The sequence below is a fragment of the Kribbella capetownensis genome, from assembly GCF_004331485.1.
Taxonomy (GTDB): Bacteria; Actinomycetota; Actinomycetes; order Propionibacteriales; family Kribbellaceae; genus Kribbella; species Kribbella capetownensis.
In genome coordinates, this window is record NZ_SJKD01000008.1 from 219,586 (window position 1) to 238,189 (window position 18,604).

General features: G+C 68.5%; 20 protein-coding genes. 11 read left to right on the forward strand and 9 right to left on the reverse strand.

From position 1 onward, the window contains the following. Positions 1–22 precede the first annotated feature (22 nt). Genes E0H75_RS31760 through E0H75_RS31770 form a run of 3 tightly spaced genes read left to right on the forward strand, consistent with a single transcriptional unit; the run spans position 23 to position 1,901 of the window. Positions 23–541, forward strand: a complete 519-nt coding sequence (locus E0H75_RS31760) for a dihydrofolate reductase family protein (RefSeq protein WP_165554166.1) — start codon at positions 23–25, stop codon at positions 539–541. Then, the gene (locus E0H75_RS31765) at positions 541–1,173 is read left to right on the forward strand and encodes an HAD family hydrolase (RefSeq protein WP_131517395.1); all 633 of its coding nucleotides are present in this window, start codon (positions 541–543) and stop codon (positions 1,171–1,173) included. The genes E0H75_RS31760 and E0H75_RS31765 overlap by 1 nt, the downstream gene beginning before the upstream one ends. Positions 1,174–1,187: 14 nt before the next feature. Further along, a complete protein-coding gene (locus tag E0H75_RS31770) occupies positions 1,188–1,901 on the forward strand; it encodes a 2OG-Fe(II) oxygenase (protein ID WP_131517396.1) in 714 nt (237 codons plus the stop codon). Between the two features lie 107 nt (positions 1,902–2,008). Here the strand turns inward: E0H75_RS31770 and E0H75_RS31775 are convergent, their stop codons facing one another. Further along, positions 2,009–2,752 carry a helix-turn-helix domain-containing protein gene (locus E0H75_RS31775; RefSeq protein WP_131517397.1) on the reverse strand — a complete coding sequence of 248 codons (744 nt, stop codon included), beginning with the start codon at positions 2,750–2,752 and terminating at the stop codon, positions 2,009–2,011. Between the two features lie 226 nt (positions 2,753–2,978). Between E0H75_RS31775 and E0H75_RS31780 the strand changes: the two genes are divergently transcribed. Both E0H75_RS31780 and E0H75_RS31785 read left to right on the forward strand, forming a co-directional pair. Further along, positions 2,979–3,644 (forward strand): DUF4097 family beta strand repeat-containing protein, encoded by a 666-nt coding sequence (locus E0H75_RS31780; RefSeq protein ID WP_131517398.1) that lies wholly within the window; start codon positions 2,979–2,981, stop codon positions 3,642–3,644. A gap of 32 nt (positions 3,645–3,676) precedes the next feature. Beyond that, the gene (locus tag E0H75_RS31785; RefSeq protein WP_131517399.1) at positions 3,677–5,953 is read left to right on the forward strand and encodes a S9 family peptidase; all 2,277 of its coding nucleotides are present in this window, start codon (positions 3,677–3,679) and stop codon (positions 5,951–5,953) included. A gap of 153 nt (positions 5,954–6,106) precedes the next feature. Here the strand turns inward: E0H75_RS31785 and E0H75_RS31790 are convergent, their stop codons facing one another. The 4 genes from E0H75_RS31790 to E0H75_RS31805 all read right to left on the reverse strand — a co-directional run bounded on the left by E0H75_RS31790 (position 6,107) and on the right by E0H75_RS31805 (position 9,878). Next, on the reverse strand, positions 6,107–6,895 hold the full coding sequence (locus E0H75_RS31790) for a phosphotransferase (RefSeq protein WP_165554168.1): 789 nt from the start codon (positions 6,893–6,895) through the stop codon (positions 6,107–6,109). A 337-nt stretch (positions 6,896–7,232) separates the two neighbouring features. Next, positions 7,233–8,219 (reverse strand): Gfo/Idh/MocA family protein, encoded by a 987-nt coding sequence (locus tag E0H75_RS31795; protein WP_131517401.1) that lies wholly within the window; start codon positions 8,217–8,219, stop codon positions 7,233–7,235. Beyond that, positions 8,216–9,226 carry an alcohol dehydrogenase catalytic domain-containing protein gene (locus tag E0H75_RS31800; protein WP_131517402.1) on the reverse strand — a complete coding sequence of 337 codons (1,011 nt, stop codon included), beginning with the start codon at positions 9,224–9,226 and terminating at the stop codon, positions 8,216–8,218. Before E0H75_RS31800 ends, E0H75_RS31795 begins: the two co-directional genes overlap by 4 nt. Before the next feature lie 19 nt (positions 9,227–9,245). Next, positions 9,246–9,878, reverse strand: a complete 633-nt coding sequence (locus tag E0H75_RS31805) for an SGNH/GDSL hydrolase family protein (RefSeq protein ID WP_131517403.1) — start codon at positions 9,876–9,878, stop codon at positions 9,246–9,248. A 26-nt stretch (positions 9,879–9,904) separates the two neighbouring features. Here E0H75_RS31805 and E0H75_RS31810 point away from each other — a divergent pair, with 26 nt between their 5' ends. From E0H75_RS31810 to E0H75_RS31820, 3 genes are read left to right on the forward strand one after another with little or no spacing between them, the layout of a single operon-like run. Beyond that, positions 9,905–10,348 carry a GNAT family N-acetyltransferase gene (locus tag E0H75_RS31810; protein ID WP_131517404.1) on the forward strand — a complete coding sequence of 148 codons (444 nt, stop codon included), beginning with the start codon at positions 9,905–9,907 and terminating at the stop codon, positions 10,346–10,348. Beyond that, positions 10,341–11,228 carry an LLM class flavin-dependent oxidoreductase gene (locus E0H75_RS31815; RefSeq protein WP_202873274.1) on the forward strand — a complete coding sequence of 296 codons (888 nt, stop codon included), beginning with the start codon at positions 10,341–10,343 and terminating at the stop codon, positions 11,226–11,228. Before E0H75_RS31810 ends, E0H75_RS31815 begins: the two co-directional genes overlap by 8 nt. A 34-nt stretch (positions 11,229–11,262) precedes the next feature. Next, positions 11,263–12,216 (forward strand): formylglycine-generating enzyme family protein, encoded by a 954-nt coding sequence (locus E0H75_RS31820; protein WP_131517405.1) that lies wholly within the window; start codon positions 11,263–11,265, stop codon positions 12,214–12,216. A 105-nt stretch (positions 12,217–12,321) separates the two neighbouring features. Here the strand turns inward: E0H75_RS31820 and E0H75_RS31825 are convergent, their stop codons facing one another. Genes E0H75_RS31825 through E0H75_RS31835 form a run of 3 tightly spaced genes read right to left on the reverse strand, consistent with a single transcriptional unit; the run spans position 12,322 to position 15,242 of the window. After that, a complete protein-coding gene (locus tag E0H75_RS31825; RefSeq protein WP_238163372.1) occupies positions 12,322–13,551 on the reverse strand; it encodes an MFS transporter in 1,230 nt (409 codons plus the stop codon). Continuing rightward, positions 13,551–14,048, reverse strand: coding sequence for a MarR family winged helix-turn-helix transcriptional regulator (locus E0H75_RS31830; RefSeq protein WP_202873275.1), 498 nt, complete (start codon positions 14,046–14,048; stop codon positions 13,551–13,553). The genes E0H75_RS31825 and E0H75_RS31830 overlap by 1 nt, the downstream gene beginning before the upstream one ends. Positions 14,049–14,051: 3 nt before the next feature. Further along, positions 14,052–15,242 (reverse strand): MFS transporter, encoded by a 1,191-nt coding sequence (locus tag E0H75_RS31835; protein WP_131517407.1) that lies wholly within the window; start codon positions 15,240–15,242, stop codon positions 14,052–14,054. A 78-nt stretch (positions 15,243–15,320) separates the two neighbouring features. Between E0H75_RS31835 and E0H75_RS31840 the strand changes: the two genes are divergently transcribed. From E0H75_RS31840 to E0H75_RS31850, 3 genes are all read left to right on the forward strand, one after another. Beyond that, positions 15,321–15,890 (forward strand): TetR/AcrR family transcriptional regulator, encoded by a 570-nt coding sequence (locus E0H75_RS31840; protein WP_131517408.1) that lies wholly within the window; start codon positions 15,321–15,323, stop codon positions 15,888–15,890. Beyond that, positions 15,887–16,405 (forward strand): SRPBCC domain-containing protein, encoded by a 519-nt coding sequence (locus tag E0H75_RS31845; protein ID WP_131517409.1) that lies wholly within the window; start codon positions 15,887–15,889, stop codon positions 16,403–16,405. Before E0H75_RS31840 ends, E0H75_RS31845 begins: the two co-directional genes overlap by 4 nt. 76 nt (positions 16,406–16,481) lie before the next feature. Beyond that, positions 16,482–17,459, forward strand: a complete 978-nt coding sequence (locus tag E0H75_RS31850; RefSeq protein WP_131517410.1) for an aldo/keto reductase — start codon at positions 16,482–16,484, stop codon at positions 17,457–17,459. Positions 17,460–17,545: 86 nt separating this feature from the next. Here the strand turns inward: E0H75_RS31850 and E0H75_RS31855 are convergent, their stop codons facing one another. Continuing rightward, entirely contained in the window at positions 17,546–18,571 is a 1,026-nt protein-coding gene (locus tag E0H75_RS31855; protein ID WP_202873276.1) for a LacI family DNA-binding transcriptional regulator, read from the reverse strand. Positions 18,572–18,604 lie beyond the last annotated feature (33 nt).

The window sequence follows — 18,604 nt, forward strand, 5'->3', positions numbered from 1 at the left end:
GCGCAGCCGAAAGGAGATCACCATGACCGGCGCTGTTGTCTGGCACATGACCATGTCCCTCGACGGTTTCATCGGAGACCGCGCCGACAATCTCGACTGGAGCTTCGGCGAGACCGAGCCGTCCGAACTGGCGGCCGAGGTGATCGCCACGACCGGCGCGTTCCTGTGCGGCGGGCGGCTCATCGACCGCGTCGGCGAGAACCGGCCGTACGGCGGTGTGTGGAGCGGAGCGGTCCTCGTCTACACCCGCAAGGACCCGGCGACCAATCCGATCCCCGAGTTCACCTACGTGTCCGGTGACATCCGCGACGTGGTCGCCGACGGCCTGAAGGCGGCGAACGGCAAGAACCTGGTCGTGACCGGCGGAACCGTCCCCCGCCTGAGCCTCGACGCCGGACTCGTCGACGAGATCGTCCTTCACATCGTCCCCGTCCTGCTCGGCGAAGGCGTGCGCTTCTACGACAGCCCCGGCGTCGAGCCGACCAAACTCGAGGTCCTCACGCAGGAGCGCATGAACTTCCGCTTCAAGGTGCTCAAGTAGTGGCTGCGCGTGTCGTCGTCCTCGACGCCATGGGCGTGCTGTACCGGCACGGGAACGTAGTGAGCGGCGTACTGATCCCTTACCTTCGCGACCAAGGGTGCACGGTGGGCGAGCCCGAGATCCGGCAGGTGTACCGCGCCTGCACCCTTGGCGAGTTGTCGACGGAGGAGTTCTGGGCGGCTCTGGGTGTTGGCCAGTCGGCGTCCGATGCCGAGTACTGCGGCCGTCATCAATTGACCGACGGCACGGTCGACACGCTGCGGTCGCTCCGTGAGGCCGGTGTGACGGTGCTCGTGCTGACCAACGACGCAGGGCCGTGGTCCGCCCACCTGCGCAGGCGTTTCGGGCTCGAGCCGTACGTCGACCACTGGTTCGTCAGCTCCGAGATCGGTGCTCGCAAGCCCTCGGCGGCGGCGTACGAGGCCGTGCTCGCACATCCCGGGATCTCGGGGAGCACGGCTCTGGTGGACGATCGGCCGACCAACCTTGCCGCTGCCCATGCTGCCGGCTTCCGTCCGGTGTTGTTCCACAGCGAGGACACTGCCGCCAACACGGTTGCGGGCCTCGGTGTCGCGAGTGCGCGGAGTATGCCGGAGCTACTCGACGTACTGACTCACACCTCGGCGGTCTGATCCGTTCCATCGTCATGACGGACAAATATGCACAGCGAGTGGCCAAGGCGGACTGGGATGCGGTGACCGCCGGGGTGAACGATCTCGGGTGTGCGTTGCTGCCGCGGCTGCTGACGCCCACCGAGGCGAGCGGGATCGCGCGGCTGTACGACGACGTACAGCGGTTTCGGGCCACGATCGACATGGCTCGGCATCGGTTCGGTGAGGGACAGTACCGGTACTTCGATCGGCCGTTCCCCGAGGCGGTGGAGGCGTTGCGGCAGGCGCTGTATCCGCGGTTGTTGCCGATAGCAAGGGATTGGTACGCCAAGCTCGGCCGGGACGCGGAGTGGCCGGACACGTTGGACGAGTGGCTGGAGATGTGTCACCAGGCCGGACAGACGCGGCCTACGCCGATCCTGCTGCGGTACGGTCCGGGTGACTGGAACGCTTTGCATCGCGATCTGTACGGCGACAAGGTCTTCCCACTGCAGGTCGTGATCAACCTCAACGACCCTGGTGCCGACCACACCGGCGGCGAATTCCTCCTGGTCGAACAACGCCCGCGCGCCCAGTCCCGCGGTACGGCGACCCTCATCCCCCAAGGCCATGGCCTCGTCTTCACCACCCGCGACCGCCCGGTCCGCTCAACCCGAGGCTGGTCTGCCTCCCCCGTCCGCCACGGCGTCTCCCCCATCCACACCGGCCACCGCCACACCCTAGGCCTCGTCTTCCACGACGCGACCTGAACCACCCGGAGTGCGCAGCCCACCGGGCACCAGGTGGATGGCGGGTTGTGCGCCGGCTGGCGGGTTGTTGCGCGTCATCGGTCAAACAACCCGCCAGCGGCAGGTGTCTAGGTGCGGTCTGGGGTTTGGGGGGTGGGTTTGGGTGGGGGGGTGTAGAGGATCTCGCGGGCCTGTTCGGCGGCTCGGGCGATGCTTTCGCCGACGAAGTCGACGAAGCGGGCGATGTTTTCGAGGCGGCCGGCGGCGGGGGTGCCGGGGCCCAGGACGGTGACGCCCTGGCGTGCGGTCTCGGCGAGCCGGGCGTGGGAACGGGCGCTGGCGATCATCGACTGGTACCAGACGTCGGCGTCGACGACGTACCGCTCGCGGCGGCGTTCGTCGCGTTCCCGGCGGATCAGACCCTGGCTCTCGAGGAACGCGCTCGCCTTGGAGACGGACGCCGGGCTGACCTGGAGGCGCTGCGCGAGCTCGGACGCGGTGAGACTGCCCTCGTCCGCGATGGTCAGACTTGTCAGCACCCGCGACATCATCTTCGGCAGGCCCGACTGCATCACGAGGGTCGTGAACGCCTCCTCGTACTCGCGCACCGCCTCGGCATCACGTCCGTGCGCCTGCGGGAGCGCCTGCTGCCCGCGGGGAGCGGCCTGCCTACGCTGATGGGCGCGGCGTTCGGTGGCGCGGTGAGCCAGGTCGGCGCGGTACGCCGTGGGTCCGCCGTTCCGCATCACCTCACGCGTGATCGTCGAGGTCGGGCGGTCGAGCCGCCTGGCGATCTCGGCGTACGCGAGCCCGTCGGCCAGCCCCAGCGCGATCTGCTGGCGGTGTTGCTGCGTGAGCCTGCCTCCCGGCATCACGATCTCCCTTCAGGTTCACTGACGCCGGCACAATAGCGTTTACTTTCCTTCCAACGCAACGACTGCTCCAGCGGACGTTGCGTTAAAAACAGAACCGTTGCAACGATCATAGGCTTCTGACCTGCATAGATGTCGTTTTTGCGCAACGGTCGTGTTGCCAGATCTCCAAACGCAACGTAGCGTTTCCGATGTCAGAAACCACTGGGTCCAGGAGGACAGCACGATGCAGAAGTTCGACACCCCCAGCACGATCACCGCCGTCCTCGACATCCCCGCTGGACGCGTCCAGTTCATCGCCGCCGACCGTTCCGACACCACGGTCGACGTCCGGCCGGTGAACGCCTCGAAGAGCCGCGACGTGAAGCTCGCGGAGCAGACCACGGTCGAGTACGCCGACGGCGTACTGCGGATCGAGGCCCCGACGACCACCCAGATCCTCGGCAGCACCGGATCCATCGAGGTGACCGTCCAGCTCCCCGCCGGTTCCGGCGTCGAGGCCAAGGCCGCCAGCGCAGAGTTCCGCGGCGTCGGACGCCTCGGCGACGTCGCGTACGACAGCTCGCACGGCCCGATCAAGATCGACGAGGCCGCGAGCGTCCGCCTCACCACGCAAGCCGGTGACGTCTCGCTCGGCCGCCTCAACGGCCCCGCGGAGATCACCACCTCGAAGGGCGACATCACGATCGCCGAGGCCGTCCGCGGCGACGTCGTACTGCGCACCCAGGTCGGCAACGTGTCGGTCGGCACCGCCGCCGGAGTCTCCGCCTCCCTCGACGCCGGCACCACCGTCGGCCGGATCCAGAACTCGCTCAAGAACGCGGGCGACACGACCGGCCTGACCATCCACGCCACCACCACCCAGGGCGACATCACCGCCCACAGCCTCTGAACCGCACCGATCACCGACAAGGAACCCAGACAATGACCACCACGCAGGACTACCAGGCCGCGGAGCAGCTCCTCCGCCGGCCCGCCCGCCCCGGCGAGCTCGTCGTCGGCGACAAGGTCAGGCCGCAGTGGATCGACGGAGGCGCCCGGGTCTGGTACGCCGTGAGCAACGGCGCCGGCAAGCGGTTCGTCCTGGTCGACCCGGAGGCGGGCACTCGCGAACCGGCCTTCGACCACGCCCGCCTCGCCGCCGCACTGACCGCCGTCTCCGGGCAAGAGGTCGACCCTGAGTCCCTTCCGTTCATGGGCATCGCCCTCGCAGGGAACGCCGTTGAGTTCGACGCCTTCGGCGAGTACTGGCGCTGCAGCCTGGACACCTACACCTGCGAGCGGGCCGAGTTCACGCCGCCAGGCAACCCGCTGGAGGTGCCGTCGCCCGACAACAAGGTCGCGGTGTCCCGGCGGGGGCATGACCTGTGGGCGCGCTCGCTGTCCGACGGACGCGAGTGGGCGCTGACCACCGACGGCGAGCCCGACTACCAGTACGGCGCCGGCCCGGCCAGCACCGGCAACAGCACCCTGCTCCGCAAGATCGGTCTGCCGTACCTGCCGCCCGCGGTGGCCTGGTCGCCCGACTCGTCGAAGGTGCTGGCGCATCGGACCGATGAGCGCAACGTCCGGCAGACCCACCTCGTGGAGGCCAGGCCCGCTGATGGCAGCGCACCGGTCCTGCACACCCAGCGCTACGCGTACCCCGGCGACGAGCACATGCCGCTGGCGGAGCTGGTCGTACTGGACGTTGCCGAGGGCACCGTTGTTCGTGCACAGACCGAGCCGCTTCTGATGCCGCAGTTGTCCCCGATCATGGCCAAGTGGGCGTGGTGGGCTCCGGACGGCTCGGCGGTGTACTACCTCGACCGGCCCCGCGACCTCCGCACGCTCACCCTGTACCGGCTGGACCCCACCACCGGTGCGGTCACCACTGTGCTCAGTGAGACCGGAGACACCAGGGTCGAACCCAACCAGTGGTCGTTCGAGCCCCCAATCGTGCAGGTGCTGGGCGACGAGGTGCTGTGGTACTCGCAGCGGGACGGCTGGGGCCACCTGTACCGCTACGACCTGCACACCGGCGAACTGCTGGGGCAGGTCACCTCCGGGCAGTGGGCGGTGCGGCAGATCCTGCGCGTCGACGAGGCTGAGCGAGTGGTGTACTTCGTCGCGTCCGGGCTGGTCGACGATGACCCGTACCGGCGTACGGTGTGCCGCGTCGGACTGGACGGCACGGGCTTCGCCAAGGTCACCGACGACGAGCTGGACCACATCGTCACGCTGGCGGCCAACCCGGCGTACTTCATCGACTCTGCGTCGACGGTCGACATCGCTCCGGTGTCGCGTGTCCTTGACTGGACCGGACGGGTGGTGGTCGAACTGGAGCGCGCCGACAGCAGCAAGCTCACCGCAACCGGGTGGACGGCGCCGGAACGGTTCCGCGTGAAGGCGGCCGATGGGGTGACGGACATCTACGGCGTCCTGTACCGGCCGCGGGGGTTCGACGCCGCGCAGCGCTATCCGGTGGTGGACACGCTCTATCCAGGCCCGCAGGTCAACCGGGTCGCGCCGAGCTTCGACCCCGGCGGCATGGGTCTCGACGCGGAACCCCTTGCGGCGCTCGGCTTCGTGGTGATCGCGCTGGACGGCCGTGGCACTCCTGGGCGGAGCAAGTCCTTCCACGATGCGTCGTACGGCCACGTGGCCGACGCGGGCTCGCTGGCCGACCATGTCACGGCACTGCAGCAGCTGGCCGAAACCCGGCCGTGGATGGACCTGGACCGAGCAGGCGTGTTCGGTCACTCTGGCGGCGGGTTCGCGGCGGCGCGGGCGATGCTGGACTTCCCCGAGGTGTACAAGGCCGGAGTCGCCATGTCCGGCTCGCACGACCTCCGCTACTTCAACCTTGGTTTCGCGGAGATGTACGACGGTGCCGACAACCCCGAGGCCTGGGCCGCCGCCTCCAACGTCGACATCGCGGACCGGCTGGCGGGCAAGCTCCTGCTCATCCACGGCGAGATGGACGACCAGGTCCACCCACACCACACGCTCCGCCTCGCCGACCGACTCGTTGCCGCAGACAAGGACTTCGAACTACTCATCGTCCCCGGAGCCGAGCACACCCTGATCGACTGCCTGGCCTACGTCCGCAAGCGCTCCTGGGACTTCCTGGTCCGCGAACTGACCGGCACCGAGCCACCCACCTACCGCCCCGCCTCCATAACCCTCAGCCCAGAACTACTAGCCGAACTCTTCGCCTAACCGGGTGACGAGGACACCGCCTCCGGCGAGCAACCCCCCGACGGGTGCGGTGAGGGAGGAGATCTGCCCGATCGACTTCGTCTCCTCCGCAGCTCGACGCGGCACGAAACGACCTAGTCCGAAGGGTGCGCGTGTCAACGGATGAGGGCCCGGTCAGAGAAGGGCGGCGGCGAATTGGTCGTGGTGGGTGGTCCACCAGCGGCGCCGGCGGTCGAACTTCTCGATGCCTCCCCTCCGATTCATCATCGCGACGGTGTTCGGGCCGCCCGCATCGATGCTGCACCGCGCGGCTGCTTCGATGCGGGCGAGGGCATCGTTGATGGCGCTGAGCAGTTCTGCGCGGCCGTCCCGGTCCAGTCCGTAGGCGTCGGCGATGAGTCGTAGCCGTGCCGGCCGGTCGGCGGGCATCCAGCCGATCCGGTCCTGGTCGAAGTCGTCCTCGATCGGTACACAGAGGCGGGCGAGCTGGGCGAGATCGTAGACGGGGCGGCCAGGGGCGGCGAACTCGAAGTCGAGCAGCGCAACGGCGATGCCGTCACGGAAGACGACGTTCGAGAGCTCCACGTCGTTGTGGCACACCAGCGTCCCGCCCGCAGGGTCAGCCAGACCGTCGTTCCAGCTGAGACCCTGAGGGTCGAACTCGCGAGCAGCGTCGTGCAGCCCGCGCAGCAGCCTCGCGACGGACGCCAGCGCGGTGCCGGACTGGCTCCAGTCCGGATAGGGCGAAACCGGGACCTCGCCCTCGATGAACACGAGGCGCTCTCGGCCGTCCTCCTCGATGCCGACCGGAATCGGGGTACCCTCGAATCCGGCGTCTCGCACCGCTCGCAGGAAGGCGTGAATCGAACCCGAGTGCGGACTCGAAGGACGAAGAACATGCGGACCGACACGGACAACCTGGCCCGCGTTCGCGATCCCGCCATCGAGCTGCTGCTCGGCCATACCGGAAGTTTGACAGACGCAGTGCAGCCGCGGACAAGCCGTCGACAACCAGGCTTCCACATCGCGAGAACCGACCGGCGGCGTTCCTGAGACCAGACGAGAGTACGCCGCTTTGTGCATCAGCAGGGCCCGCCGACTATCTCCCCACCCCGCGTTGAGGCAGCACCTGTCGTCGCTGATCCGCTATCACAACTTCGGCTGTTTGAACATCGACCCCCAGACGACCCGAGAGGCCATCGCCGCTGAAGGCGATACCGAGTCGCCGGGATTCCGGGTGTTCCGCCGACCACGCCGCGACTGATATCGGTCCGCGGCACCCGCCGAGGGCGGTGTCCTTTCAGGCGAATTCTTCGGCGTCTACTCGGGTTCCGCGTTCGAAGGACGTTATGGCGGTTTGGGCTAGTTGGAGGGCTCGGCGGCCGGCGGTGGCGGGGATGGGTGGTGGGGCGCCGGTCTGGAGGGCGGTGATGATGTGGTCGACGTGACGATCGAAGGTGGAGTGGAACGAGCGGGCCTCGTCGTTGAAGTACCCCGCCTCCCACACGCTGGTCGTCTCGTCCCCGGCCCGCGACAGCGTGAACCGACGGACCGTGTCGTGGATCGTGAGACGCCCCGCCGTCCCGTTGACCTCGACCAGGTGCGTGTCGGGATAGGCGTACGACGAGTCGTAGCTGCCGAGAATGGTGCCGACGGCATCGTTCTCGAACCCGAGCGCCAACGCCACCGTGCTGTACGCCCCGTACGTCTTCCGAGTCATCTGCGCCGCGATCGACCGGATCGGCCCACCGAGATGCTCCAGCATGTCGAACCCATGGCACTGCGTCTCGATCAAGTTCGCGTGCGGCGACTCGCCGTAGTTCGCCTCGCCGCCGAACCGCCAGGTGAGGAAGAGCAGGTCGCCGAGCACGCCGTCCTGGATCGCCCGCTGCGCGCGGACGACGGGCTCGGCGTACCGGTGGTTGAAGTTGATCCCGAAGAAGATCCCGCGGTCCTCGGCCCGCCGCAGGAGCTCGTCGGCCTCGGTCAAATCAAAGACCAGCGGCTTCTCGACCAACAGGTTCGCCCCGGCCTCGATCAGCGAGAGCGTCGGCTCGAAGTGCCCCTCGTTGGGCAGGCAAAGCGTGACCAGATCCGGCCGCGTCTCCTTGAGCATCGCGCCGAGATCCGTGTACGGCGCCGTCCGGTACTCCGCCGCCCGTTCGGCCGCACTCGTCGGAGTTCGCGCCGCGATCGCGACCAGCTCACAATCAGATCGCCCGGAGAAGATCCGCGCGTGCTGCCGTCCCCAACCCCCGGCACCGACCACCGCCACGCGCACCGTCATTCGGCCTCCTGAGTGATGACGACCTTGCCGGTCTGGCCGGAGAAGAACAGCTCGAACGCGTTCCTCAACTCGCTCACCGGCAGGCGATGCGTGATCACCTTGCCGATGTAGTCCGCATGGGCTCGGAGGAGTTCGAGGTTCTCGGGCAGTTCGTCGTACCGGAAGTACTCGCTCCCCATGACTGCCCGCTCGGGCGCGATCAGGTCGCGCGACACGTCAAGCATCAACCCCTCGCCGTGACCGACGCAGATCAGTCCGCCGCGCCGCGTGCTCGCGGCGAGTGCAAGCTCGCGGGCCGCCTGCCTGCCAGAGGAGTCGAAGCACATGTCGGCACCCGCGGCGATGATGCCGTCCCGGTCGTCGGCCGCGAAGCTGACCGCGCCGAGGCTTTCGGCGAAGGTACGCCGCCAGTTGCTGACGTCGGAGATGAATACCGGGAAGTCCGCGCCGAGCCGGACCTTCGCCGTCACCAGCAGCCCGAGACCGATCGGGCCGGCTCCCGCGACGAAGATGCTCTCGATGTCCGGCCGGATCAGCCGGGCCCGGCCGAGCGCGTGCGAACTCGTCCCCATCACGTCGAGCAGCATGGTCGCAGTCGCGAGGTCGAGCTCGTCGCCGATCGGGAAGAAGTTGGTCTCGTGGACGACGGCGTACGGGCCATAGCCGCCGTCGGTGTTCTGGCCGACGTCGCCGCGCTTGGCGAAGCACTGGTTGGTCGCACCGACCTGGCAGCTGCGGCACTCGCCGCAGAAGTCCATCAGGTAGACGACACCGCAGGTGCCCGGCGCGGTCGTCGTACCGGGACCGGCGTCGGCCACGATGCCTGCGGCCTCATGGCCGGGGACGATCGGGCTGCCGTCGTAGTACTCGTGCCGGTCGGTGCCGCAGATGGCGTTCGCGGCGATCCGCAACCGCAACTCACCGGCGCCCGGTTCGCGGTACTCGTGGTCGGCCCACTCGATCTTCGCGTCACCCCGGAACCGGGGGACGACGGCGGGGATGGGCATGCCGGACTCCATTCCGTAGTCAGCCGGTTAGAGACTCGCAGATGTCCCAGGCGGATTGGCGAAGAAGCACGGCGGTGTCCGCGTCAAGACCCTTCACCGGCACGTCGATGCCCACCGGGTCCTCATTCAGCAGCGCGATCAGGAACACACAGGCCGCGAGGTAACTGCCCGCGAGTGCGGGGTGACTGTTGTCTGCGTCGTGTAGGGCGGGCTCGTCGTGGGTGCCGAGGAACCGTTCCCACACCATGCCGACCGGGACGAGAGTCGCGCCGAGCTCCAGCGCGCTTCCGGCGTACGCCGAGGTCAGGGCCTCCTGCGCTTCGGGGGCGTTCCGCCGCGCCCACGTCAGGTAGAGCGCGGTCCGCGACCCGGCCTCCTTGATCGCCGCGTCGAAGTCCCGCACGCTGTCCCGCATCCGCGCCGGACTCTTCACCGGTAACGTGCTCTGCTCCTGCAGTACGACGGTGTCGAACGAACCACCGGCGATCGCCTCGAGCGCCTTCCCGGCGTTCAGGTGTTGCCGCAACGACGCGCCACCGGCCGAGATCAGTTTGTGCTCGATGTCGATCCCCCGCGCCCCGGCCAGACCCTTCAGCAGTCCGGGCAGGTTGTTCCGCGACGTGAAGCTGTTCCCGACGAACAAGATGCGCACGAGAGGGACGCTACTACGCTGGGGCGATGGCTGAGCCGCGGATCGTGTCGGTGAGTGACGATGACACGCTGCTGGACTGGCAGCGGGTCCACAACGAGATCATCCCGACTGCACCGTTGTCGGTCGAGGACGTGCGGGGCCGGGTGACACGACACCTTCTCGAGGTGGCGTACGACGGCGACGTACTCGTGGGGAACTCCACGGTGCGACCACCATCGGAGGAGACGGCTGCCGCGACCGTGATCGCCCGAGTGCTCCCAGAGTACCGGCGGCGCGGGTTCGGCGAGGCGATCTACCAGCGCTGCCTCGAGCTGGCCGGTGAGCTGAGGAGCGACGGCATCGAGACGCACATCCTGGCCAGCAACGAGGAGGGGCTGCGGTTCGCCAAGGCGCGCGGATTCGTCGAGGTGGAGACGTACCTGCTGCCCGGCGACACCATTCCGTTCGTCGAACTACGCCTCGATGAGTGAGGATGCGATAGTGCGCTACTCGATCAACATTCCGAACTTCGGCGACTTCGCCGACGCCCACACCGTCGCCCGCGTGGCAGCCGCGGCCGAGGAGGCCGGCTGGGACGGCCTCTTCGTCTGGGACCACGTCGTCCACAGCAAGGAACGGCGGAAGGGTCAGGCCTTCGGCGACCCGTGGATGCTGCTGACCGCGGCCGCGCTGGCGACGTCGCGGATCAAGCTCGGTCCGCTGGTGACCCCGATCGCGCGACGACGGCCGGAGCAGTTGGCCCGCCAGGTCGCGACGCTGGACGGGATGAGCGGCGGCCGGGTGATCTTCGGCGCCGGCCTCGGCGGACCGATCGACGACGAGTTCGGCAGCTTCGGCGACGAGACCGATCCGAAGGTGCTGGCTGCCCGGCTCGACGAGGGCCTCGACGTACTCGCCCGGTACTGGTCCGGCGAAACCGTCAACCACCAGGGCGAGCACTACCGGGTCGATGACGTCACGTTGCTCCCGGCAACGGTTCAGACGCCGCGGCCGCCGGTCTGGCTGGCCGGGTACTGGCCGCGCAAGGCTCCGATGCGCCGAGCCGCCCGCTGGGACGGCGCCGTACCGCTGTTCCGCAGCGCCAACCACGGCGAGGCTCCCCCGGTCGAGGAGGTGCGCGAGCTGATGGCATTTCTCCGCGACAACGGCGCCGGTACGACGACGCCGTACGACGTGATCGTCGGCGGGATCAGCCCGGCGGACCCGGCGCAGTCACGTGCGCTGATCGAGCCGCTGGCCGAGGCCGGCGCGACCTGGTGGGACGAACGCCAACTGCTCGGCGGCACCGACTTCTACCGCCTGGACCCGGTCCTCCGGCGCATCGAGCAGGGCCCACCCAGCCTCGGCTGACCGCAGAAAGCGCTGTAAACCTATCCTTGCTGGTATGAGTGAGGAGCACCCGTCCTGTTGCGCGCCGTCCCGCCCGGTAGTGGGGATCTCGGCGCCGCCTCCCGTACCGGCCGCCGAGCCAGGGCGGCATGAGATCGAGCAGGTCGCGCTTGCGGGTGGTGAGTTCGCGATGGGTGACGGGACCGGCGACGGCAACACCGGTGACGGCGAGGTGCCGGTCCACCAGATCCGGCTCCAGCCGTTCAGCATCGATGCGACGAGTGTGACGAATCAGGACTTCGAGCGGTTCGTCGACGCGACCGGGTACCGGACGGAGGCCGAGACCTTCGGATTCTCGGCGGTGTTCCACCTGGCCCTGCAGGCCGAGCCGGCCGAGTTCATGGGCCCGGCCTCGGGTACGCCATGGTGGGCCGGGGTGCGCGGTGCCGACTGGCGGCATCCCGGCGGGTCGTTGTCGGATCTGGACGGCCTCGACGACCACCCGGTCGTCCACGTGAGCTGGAACGACGCGGTCGCATACTGCTCGTGGGCCGGGCGGCGGCTGCCGTCGGAGGCCGAGTGGGAGTACGCGTCCCGCGGCGGGCTGGAGGGCGCCCGGTACCCGTGGGGTGACGAACTGATCGGGCCTGACGGGGAGTGGCGCTGCAACATCTGGCAGGGCGTCTTCCCGGAGCGAAACGACCTCGAGGACGGCTACCTGACGACCGCGCCGGTCCGCACCTTCACGCCGAACGGCTACGGGCTGTGGCAGACGGTCGGGAACGTGTGGGAGTGGTGCGCGGATTGGTTCGGCCCGCGCTACTACAAGTTCACTCCTGGCGAGGACCCGCGCGGCCCATCCCTCGGCGCCGCCCGGGTGATGCGCGGGGGCTCTTACTTGTGCCACGACTCGTACTGCAACCGCTACCGCAACTCCGCCCGCTCGTCGAACACCCCGGAGTCGTCGATGGGAAACGCCGGCTTCCGCACCGTCGCACCGACCATCTAGTCGTGCATACGGACAGGAGGTGTGGACGGTAGCCAGACCACGTCGCGCTCGTGAAGGCGTGGGATCGACGCGTTGGGTCGACACCTCCTGTCGAGCTGCACAGGCCTAGCTGGTCAGCTCTTCCTCGGGTGCCGGGGCGCGGAGTCGCGGCGTCCTGACGGCCACGGCTGCGACGGCGGCGATGCACAGGAAGGCGCCGGACGCGAGGGACGCGACCGGCGACGTCAGTTGCGCGACCACACCGCCGCGGAGATTGCCCAGGTCTGGCCCGGCCTGACCGACGATCTGTTCCGCCGCGGTGACGCGACCGAGCAGTTCGTTCGGAGTGTGCAACTGGATGATCGTGCTGCGGGAGACGACAGACACCGTGTCGGCGGCACCTGCCAAGGCGAGGAAGACCAACGCGAGCCAGGGCGTCGGCGCGAACGCGAACAGCAGAAGGGCGATGCCCCAGACCGCGGAACCGGTCAGCATCACCACGCCGTGCCGCGGCAGCCGGGTGAACACGCCGGACAGCACCGACGCCGCCACGCCACCGACCGCGATCGCGGTCAGGAACAACCCGAGCGTCCGCGGATCGTTGCCGAACTTCTCCGCGTTGATCACCGGGAACAGGCTGACCGGCATCGCGAGAACCGTGGCGGCGAGATCAGTGATCAACGCGCCGCGGATTACCGGCGTCGCCACCAGGAACGCCAACCCGTCCTGCACCCCTCGCAGCCCGGCCCGCGCCACCGCCTCGACCCGCAGTCTCGGCAGACCGAGTACGCCGTACAGCGCGGCAAGGAAGCTGAGACAGTCGATCAGGTAGCAGACCCCGGTCCCCCAGGCACTCACTACGAGGCCGCCCACCGCAGGCCCGATCAGCATCGGCCCCTGGAAGGCGATCCGGTTCAGCGCGATGCCACTGGCGAGCAAGTCGCGCGGCAGCAACTGCGGCAGCACGGTCCGCGCCACCGGACCGCTCGCAGCACCGAACGACGCCTGCACGGCAACCAGCCCGAGCAGTACGCCGACCGGCACTGAACCGATGATCAACTGACTCGCCATCAGGCCCGCCGTGACCAGTTGCCCGGTCGTGGTGATCAGGTAGAACCGCCGCCGCTCGAACCGATCGACCGCCGCGCCGGCGAACAGCCCGAGCAGGATCATCGGCACGGCCTTCGACAGCCCGACCGCACCGGTCCACGCCGCACTCGAGGTCTCGTCCCACACCTGGATCATCACCGCGACGAACGCGAGCTGTCCGCCGAAGGTCGACAGCATCTGGCCGGTCCACAGCCGCCGGAACGCCGGCGAGACCCGCAGCGGACGCAGGTCGATGAACGCCCGCATCATTGCTTCGGCGAGGGATCGCCCTCGAAGCCCCGCAGCTTCTCCGCGATCCGGTCGTGGAAGCTCTTCCGCGCCAGCGCCTCCTCGACGTCACGGACGACCTGTGTCATCGGATACGGGATCTCCGCCTCCAGCTCGGTGATCGCCGCCTCCGTCGCCCGCCACTCGGCCGCGAGCAGCTCGACGATGGCCTTGGACTTGGCCGTCAGCGTCACCTTCTTGCTGCGGGCATCCGTCCCCGGCACCGTCCGGACCAGACCCGCGGTGCGCATCGCGGACACCTTCTGACTGAGGGCCGAATGCGTCCGGCCGACCGACTCGGCCAGCTCGGTGATCGTCATCGGCCCCTTGGCCTGCAGCCGCAGCAACTCCATCACGTACGTCGGCTTCAGGCCCTTGATCTGCCGCTCGGTGTAGATGCGCGCGATCTCGGCGTCCATCCGGGCCTGCAACTGCTGCAGGCCACGCCACTGACTCTGTTCGGTCGGATCGTCCATGCACTACATCGTAACAGTACTTATATAAGTCCTGTCAGATTTAGCTCGGCGGATCCAAACGACGGCGAGCCCGGCGGCCGCGAGGCTGCTGGCAGCGAGCGCGGCGAAGCCGTAGTGGGTGCTGGTGCGGTCCGTGATCGCGGACGTGACCAGCATGACGACGACCGTCGTGGCCAGACCGTAGCCGTTCGCGACACCGAACGCGCGGCCGACCTGGGACTCGTCCACCGACGTCATCAGCAGCAACCGCGTCGCGATCCGGGCCTGCCCGAACACGAACGCACCGACCAGCACAAGGCCCATCAGCGCACCAACCCCGAACAGCGGCTGCAACACGAGCAACGCGTTGCACGCGACGAACCCGATCAGCGCGACCCGCAGATCACCCAGCCGTACGGCGGAACGCCGATAGGCCACCGCGGCCAGCAAGAACCCGGCACCACCAAGGGCATCGACCACACCGACCACGGCCGCACCGCGATGCCACTCACCGACGATCAGGACGGGCAGCAACGCGTTGAACACCGTCACCACCACCAAGCCTTGGCCGTAGAGCAGCGCCAGCGCTCCGACCGGCAACCTCACCGCGACACGCTTGGTGACCGGCGGCGCTTCGGCCGGCGTCTCGATCCGCCGGCGAAGGGCGCCAACGGCAACGACCAGCACTGCCGAGGAAACGAATGTGATCCCGTTGAACACGAACAGTGGCGTGGAACCGAAGTACTGCAAGGCGAATCCACCGACCGATGCCGACAGCAACATCCCACTCTGCACAGCGATCTCGTAGTGCCCGTTGAAGCGGCGCAACTCCGGCGCCGGCACTCGTTCCCGCACCAGCGCGGCACTCACCGGCATGAACAGCGCGGCCACCACGGCCAGCGCGAAGTTGCTCGCGTAGACAACGGCCTGCTGCGGCGCGCCAACGGCCAGCCCGATCGGCAGACCCAACGCCGCGACCGCACTGACGACGTCACAACCGATCCACAGCAGCCGCCGGTCGAGCCGGTCCGCCAGCCGGCCGAAGTACGGCGACAACACCGCCTGCGGCACGGCGACGGCGATGAAGAGCCAGCCGACGTCGAGCATCGACCCCTGCGCCTGGACGAGCAGCAGCGCGGCGCCGATCAGCTGGATGTTGTTCCCCAGGGAGGTGATGAAGGCTGCGGGCAGCAGCAGTCTGTGCGTTCTGATCACCCACCCGACGGTGCCACCAATCACTGACAATCGATGTCAGTCTTGTTTTTCGATACCGCAGTAGCGAAAATAGATCCCATGGTGAGAGGACGACCGAGGGACGCCGGCGTCGAGGCACGGGTGATCGAGGCCGCCATGGCCGAGATGCAGGCGCGCGGGTACGACGGTCTGTCGGTCGATCGGGTCGCAGACCGGGCCGGCGTGGCGAAGACGACGCTCTACCGCCGCTGGCCGTCCAAGGCAGAGCTGGTGGTCGCGATGATCACCGGCCTGCGCGCCGCCGTGCCGTTCGACCCGAGCGGCGACCCGCGCCGCGACCTCACCGATCTGGTGACGGGCATCGCGACGACGCTGAGCGCCGTACCGACGACCCTGATCGCAGACTTGGCCGCGGCGGCGGCGCGGGAGCCGCGGGTCCGTGAGAGCGTGCGCGCTCTGTGGGGTGAGCGGCATGCGGCTGTCACCGCGGTCGTCGGGCAGGCACAGGCGGACGGTCTCGTCCCCGGGCACGCCTCCCCCGCCGTACTGGTCGACCAATTGGTCGGTCCGCTGTATTACCGGCTCCTCGTCACCGGCGAGCCGATCGATTCCGCCTATGTGAGGGAGCTGGTGCACAGCACCCTCGGTCCTGATCCGGAGAAGTCATGAAGAAGCGCCACAAGATCCTGGTTGCCCTCGGCACCCTGGTCGTCCTGGTCGCCGGATACAGCGTCTACACGATCGTCCGGCCGTTCGTGCTGCACACCGAGCTCGACATCGCCGCGCCACCGGAGCAGGTCTGGAAGGTGCTCGCGGACCGGTCGGCGTACCCGGAGTGGAACCCGTTCATCGTGTCCTCGACCGGCGAGCTGACAGCCGGCCAGACCATCACGAACGTCCTGCGCGACACCAACGGCAAGGAGACGACTTTCGCGCCCGAGCTGCTCGTGGTCGAGCCGGGCAAGGAACTGCGCTGGATCGGCAAGATCGGATTCGGCGGCATCTTCGACGGTGAGCACTCGTTTCGCCTCGAGACGCTGCCCAACGGTCACACCCGGCTGATCCAGGAGGAAACCTTCCGTGGCGTCGCCATCCCATTCACCCGCTCCATGCTGACCGGCACCATCGAGCCCCAGTTCGTCGCGATGAACCACGCGCTGGCCGCCCGCGCGACCGGCTACTGATCCATGCACTATCCGCATCAACAGTGTGGAAAAGATTCATTGGACCGATGAAGCGATCCTTGGTTGGGTCGGTGTCATGGATATGCGCAGGTTGGGACGAGTGGGGATCGAGGTCAGCCCGGTCGGGTTCGGGTGCTGGGCGATCGGCGGTCCGTTCAGCAATCCGGCCGGCGAACCGCTGGGCTGGGGTGAGGTGGACGACGAGGAGTCGGTGCGCGCGATCCAGCGGGCGATCGACCTCGGCGTGACGTTCTTCGACACCGCCGATGTGTACGGCGCCGGGCACAGCGAGCGCATTCTCGGCAAGGCCCTCGAGGGCCGGCGCGACGAGGTCGTGATCGCGACCAAGTGGGGCAACACCTTCGACGAGTCGACGCGGGTCATGCACCACCAGGACGGCTCGGTCGAGTACGTGCACAAGGCTGTCCGGGCGTCGCTCGACCGCCTCGGCACCGACCACATCGACCTGTACCAGTTGCACTTCGACACCACCGACGAGATCGCGCTGCCGTTGCGCGAGGCGTGCGAGGACCTGGTCCGCGAAGGACTGATCCGCAGCTATGCCTGGAGCACCGACACGCTGCACAGCGCGGAGCTCTTCGCCGAGGGCGAGCACTGCGCGGCTGTGCAGCACGAGGCGAGCGTCCTGCACGACGCGTCGGGCTTCTTCGCGCTCTGCGAACGGGCCGACCTCGCCAGCATCAACCGGACCCCGTTGGGCATGGGCATCCTCGGCCGCCGCGCCGCGGATCGGCCGGCCACCGGCGCGGACATCCGCACGCTGCCGCCGTCGTGGCTGCGCTTCTTCGACAAGGGCGGCGTACCGGCTGCGGAGTGGTGGGACAAGGTGTCGGCGATCCGCGACGTACTGGGGAGTGACGGCCGCACGCTGGCGCAGGGCGCGCTCGCGTGGCTGTGGGCGCGGAGCCCGCGGACCGTCCCGATTCCTGGTTTCCGCACCGTCGCGCAGGCCGAGGAGAACGCGGCTGCGATGTCGTTCGGTCCGCTCCGCGACGAGCAACTGGCGGACATCGAGAAGTTGCTGACGGAGTGAGCTGACCCGCTGGGCAGGACGACAAGTCTTGCCCAGCACGCCGTTTATCGATATACCTCCTGTAGCGACAGGAGGTCCACGTGCTGCTAGTCGACGGATTTGGTGGTGCCGCGCCGGATCAGGTGCGCCGGCACGATCAGTTCCTGCGGGTCGCGAGTCGGGCCGCCGTTGAGCTGGGCCAGCAGCAGCGCGGTGATCGCGTCGGCCATCTCCTCGTGCCCCGGGTTGACCGTGGACAACGACGGGACCAGGTACGGCGCTTCGTCGATGTCGTCGAAGCCGACGACCTGGACATCCTCCGGGACTCGCAGTCCGGCATCGGCCAGCGCACGCAACGCGCCGATCGCGACGAGATCGGTGAGCGCGAACACCGCATCGAAGTCGATCCCCCGCTCGAGCAGTCGCCGGACCTCGTCGTACCCGTCCTGGAGGCGGAACCTGCACCGGACGGCCAGGTCCGGGTCCATCGGTACGCCGGCCTGCGCGTGCGCGAGCGCGTAGCCCTCGGCACGCAGGGCCGGCATGTTCGCGGAACCGGCCGGGTCGCCACCGAGCATCGCAATCCGGCGGGCGCCGGTGGCGAGCAGTTGCGCGGTCGCCTGCCGGGCGCCGTCGACGTTGTCCATCATCACGTGGTCGAAGCCCGACGGCAGCGCCCGCTCACCGATCATCACCACCGGCGCGTCGGTGCGGATCTGGCCCAACTCGGCCGGATCGATGTCGACCACGCTGAGGATCAGGCCGTCGTACATCCGGAGCCGGGAGAACGCGACCGCGTCCATCTCGCCCTCGCGGCTGGCACCGGTCCGCTCCATCACGATTCGCAGGCCCTGCGCCTCGAAGCGATCCGCCAGCCGGCCGGCCAGTTGACCGAAGTACGGGCGCTCGAGCTCCGGAACGGCGAGGCCGACCACGCCGGTGCGGCCGGCGCGCAGGTGCCGGGCGGCGAGATTGACCTGGTAGCCGAGCTCGTTGATCGCGGCCAGGACCCGCTCCCGGGTCGCGGCACCGACGCGCGGCCGGCCGTTGATCACGTTCGAGACCGTCATCGTGGACACCCCTGCGGACCGCGCCACGTCGGCCATCGTCACCACGGTGGATGCCTTCTTCATGGCGACAACTGTAAGAGACCAAGGAGCTGAGTC

Excerpts from the sequence above, each read along its gene's own strand:
- E0H75_RS31825 (WP_238163372.1), bottom strand. The coding sequence starts at position 13,551 with ATGCGGGCGTTCATCGACCTGCGTCCGCTGCGGGTCTCGCCGGCGTTC.
- E0H75_RS31850 (WP_131517410.1), top strand. The coding sequence starts at position 16,482 with ATGGATATGCGCAGGTTGGGACGAGTGGGGATCGAGGTCAGCCCGGTC.
- E0H75_RS31760 (WP_165554166.1), top strand. The coding sequence starts at position 23 with ATGACCGGCGCTGTTGTCTGGCACATGACCATGTCCCTCGACGGTTTC.
- E0H75_RS31775 (WP_131517397.1), bottom strand. The coding sequence starts at position 2,752 with ATGCCGGGAGGCAGGCTCACGCAGCAACACCGCCAGCAGATCGCGCTG.
- E0H75_RS31815 (WP_202873274.1), top strand. The coding sequence starts at position 10,341 with ATGAGTGAGGATGCGATAGTGCGCTACTCGATCAACATTCCGAACTTC.
- E0H75_RS31770 (WP_131517396.1), top strand. The coding sequence starts at position 1,188 with ATGACGGACAAATATGCACAGCGAGTGGCCAAGGCGGACTGGGATGCG.
- E0H75_RS31785 (WP_131517399.1), top strand. The coding sequence starts at position 3,677 with ATGACCACCACGCAGGACTACCAGGCCGCGGAGCAGCTCCTCCGCCGG.
- E0H75_RS31830 (WP_202873275.1), bottom strand. The coding sequence starts at position 14,048 with ATGGACGATCCGACCGAACAGAGTCAGTGGCGTGGCCTGCAGCAGTTG.
- E0H75_RS31780 (WP_131517398.1), top strand. The coding sequence starts at position 2,979 with ATGCAGAAGTTCGACACCCCCAGCACGATCACCGCCGTCCTCGACATC.
- E0H75_RS31795 (WP_131517401.1), bottom strand. The coding sequence starts at position 8,219 with ATGACGGTGCGCGTGGCGGTGGTCGGTGCCGGGGGTTGGGGACGGCAG.
- E0H75_RS31820 (WP_131517405.1), top strand. The coding sequence starts at position 11,263 with ATGAGTGAGGAGCACCCGTCCTGTTGCGCGCCGTCCCGCCCGGTAGTG.
- E0H75_RS31845 (WP_131517409.1), top strand. The coding sequence starts at position 15,887 with ATGAAGAAGCGCCACAAGATCCTGGTTGCCCTCGGCACCCTGGTCGTC.
- E0H75_RS31840 (WP_131517408.1), top strand. The coding sequence starts at position 15,321 with ATGGTGAGAGGACGACCGAGGGACGCCGGCGTCGAGGCACGGGTGATC.
- E0H75_RS31800 (WP_131517402.1), bottom strand. The coding sequence starts at position 9,226 with ATGCCCATCCCCGCCGTCGTCCCCCGGTTCCGGGGTGACGCGAAGATC.
- E0H75_RS31810 (WP_131517404.1), top strand. The coding sequence starts at position 9,905 with ATGGCTGAGCCGCGGATCGTGTCGGTGAGTGACGATGACACGCTGCTG.
- E0H75_RS31790 (WP_165554168.1), bottom strand. The coding sequence starts at position 6,895 with ATGGCCGAGCAGCAGCTCGATGGCGGGATCGCGAACGCGGGCCAGGTT.
- E0H75_RS31855 (WP_202873276.1), bottom strand. The coding sequence starts at position 18,571 with ATGAAGAAGGCATCCACCGTGGTGACGATGGCCGACGTGGCGCGGTCC.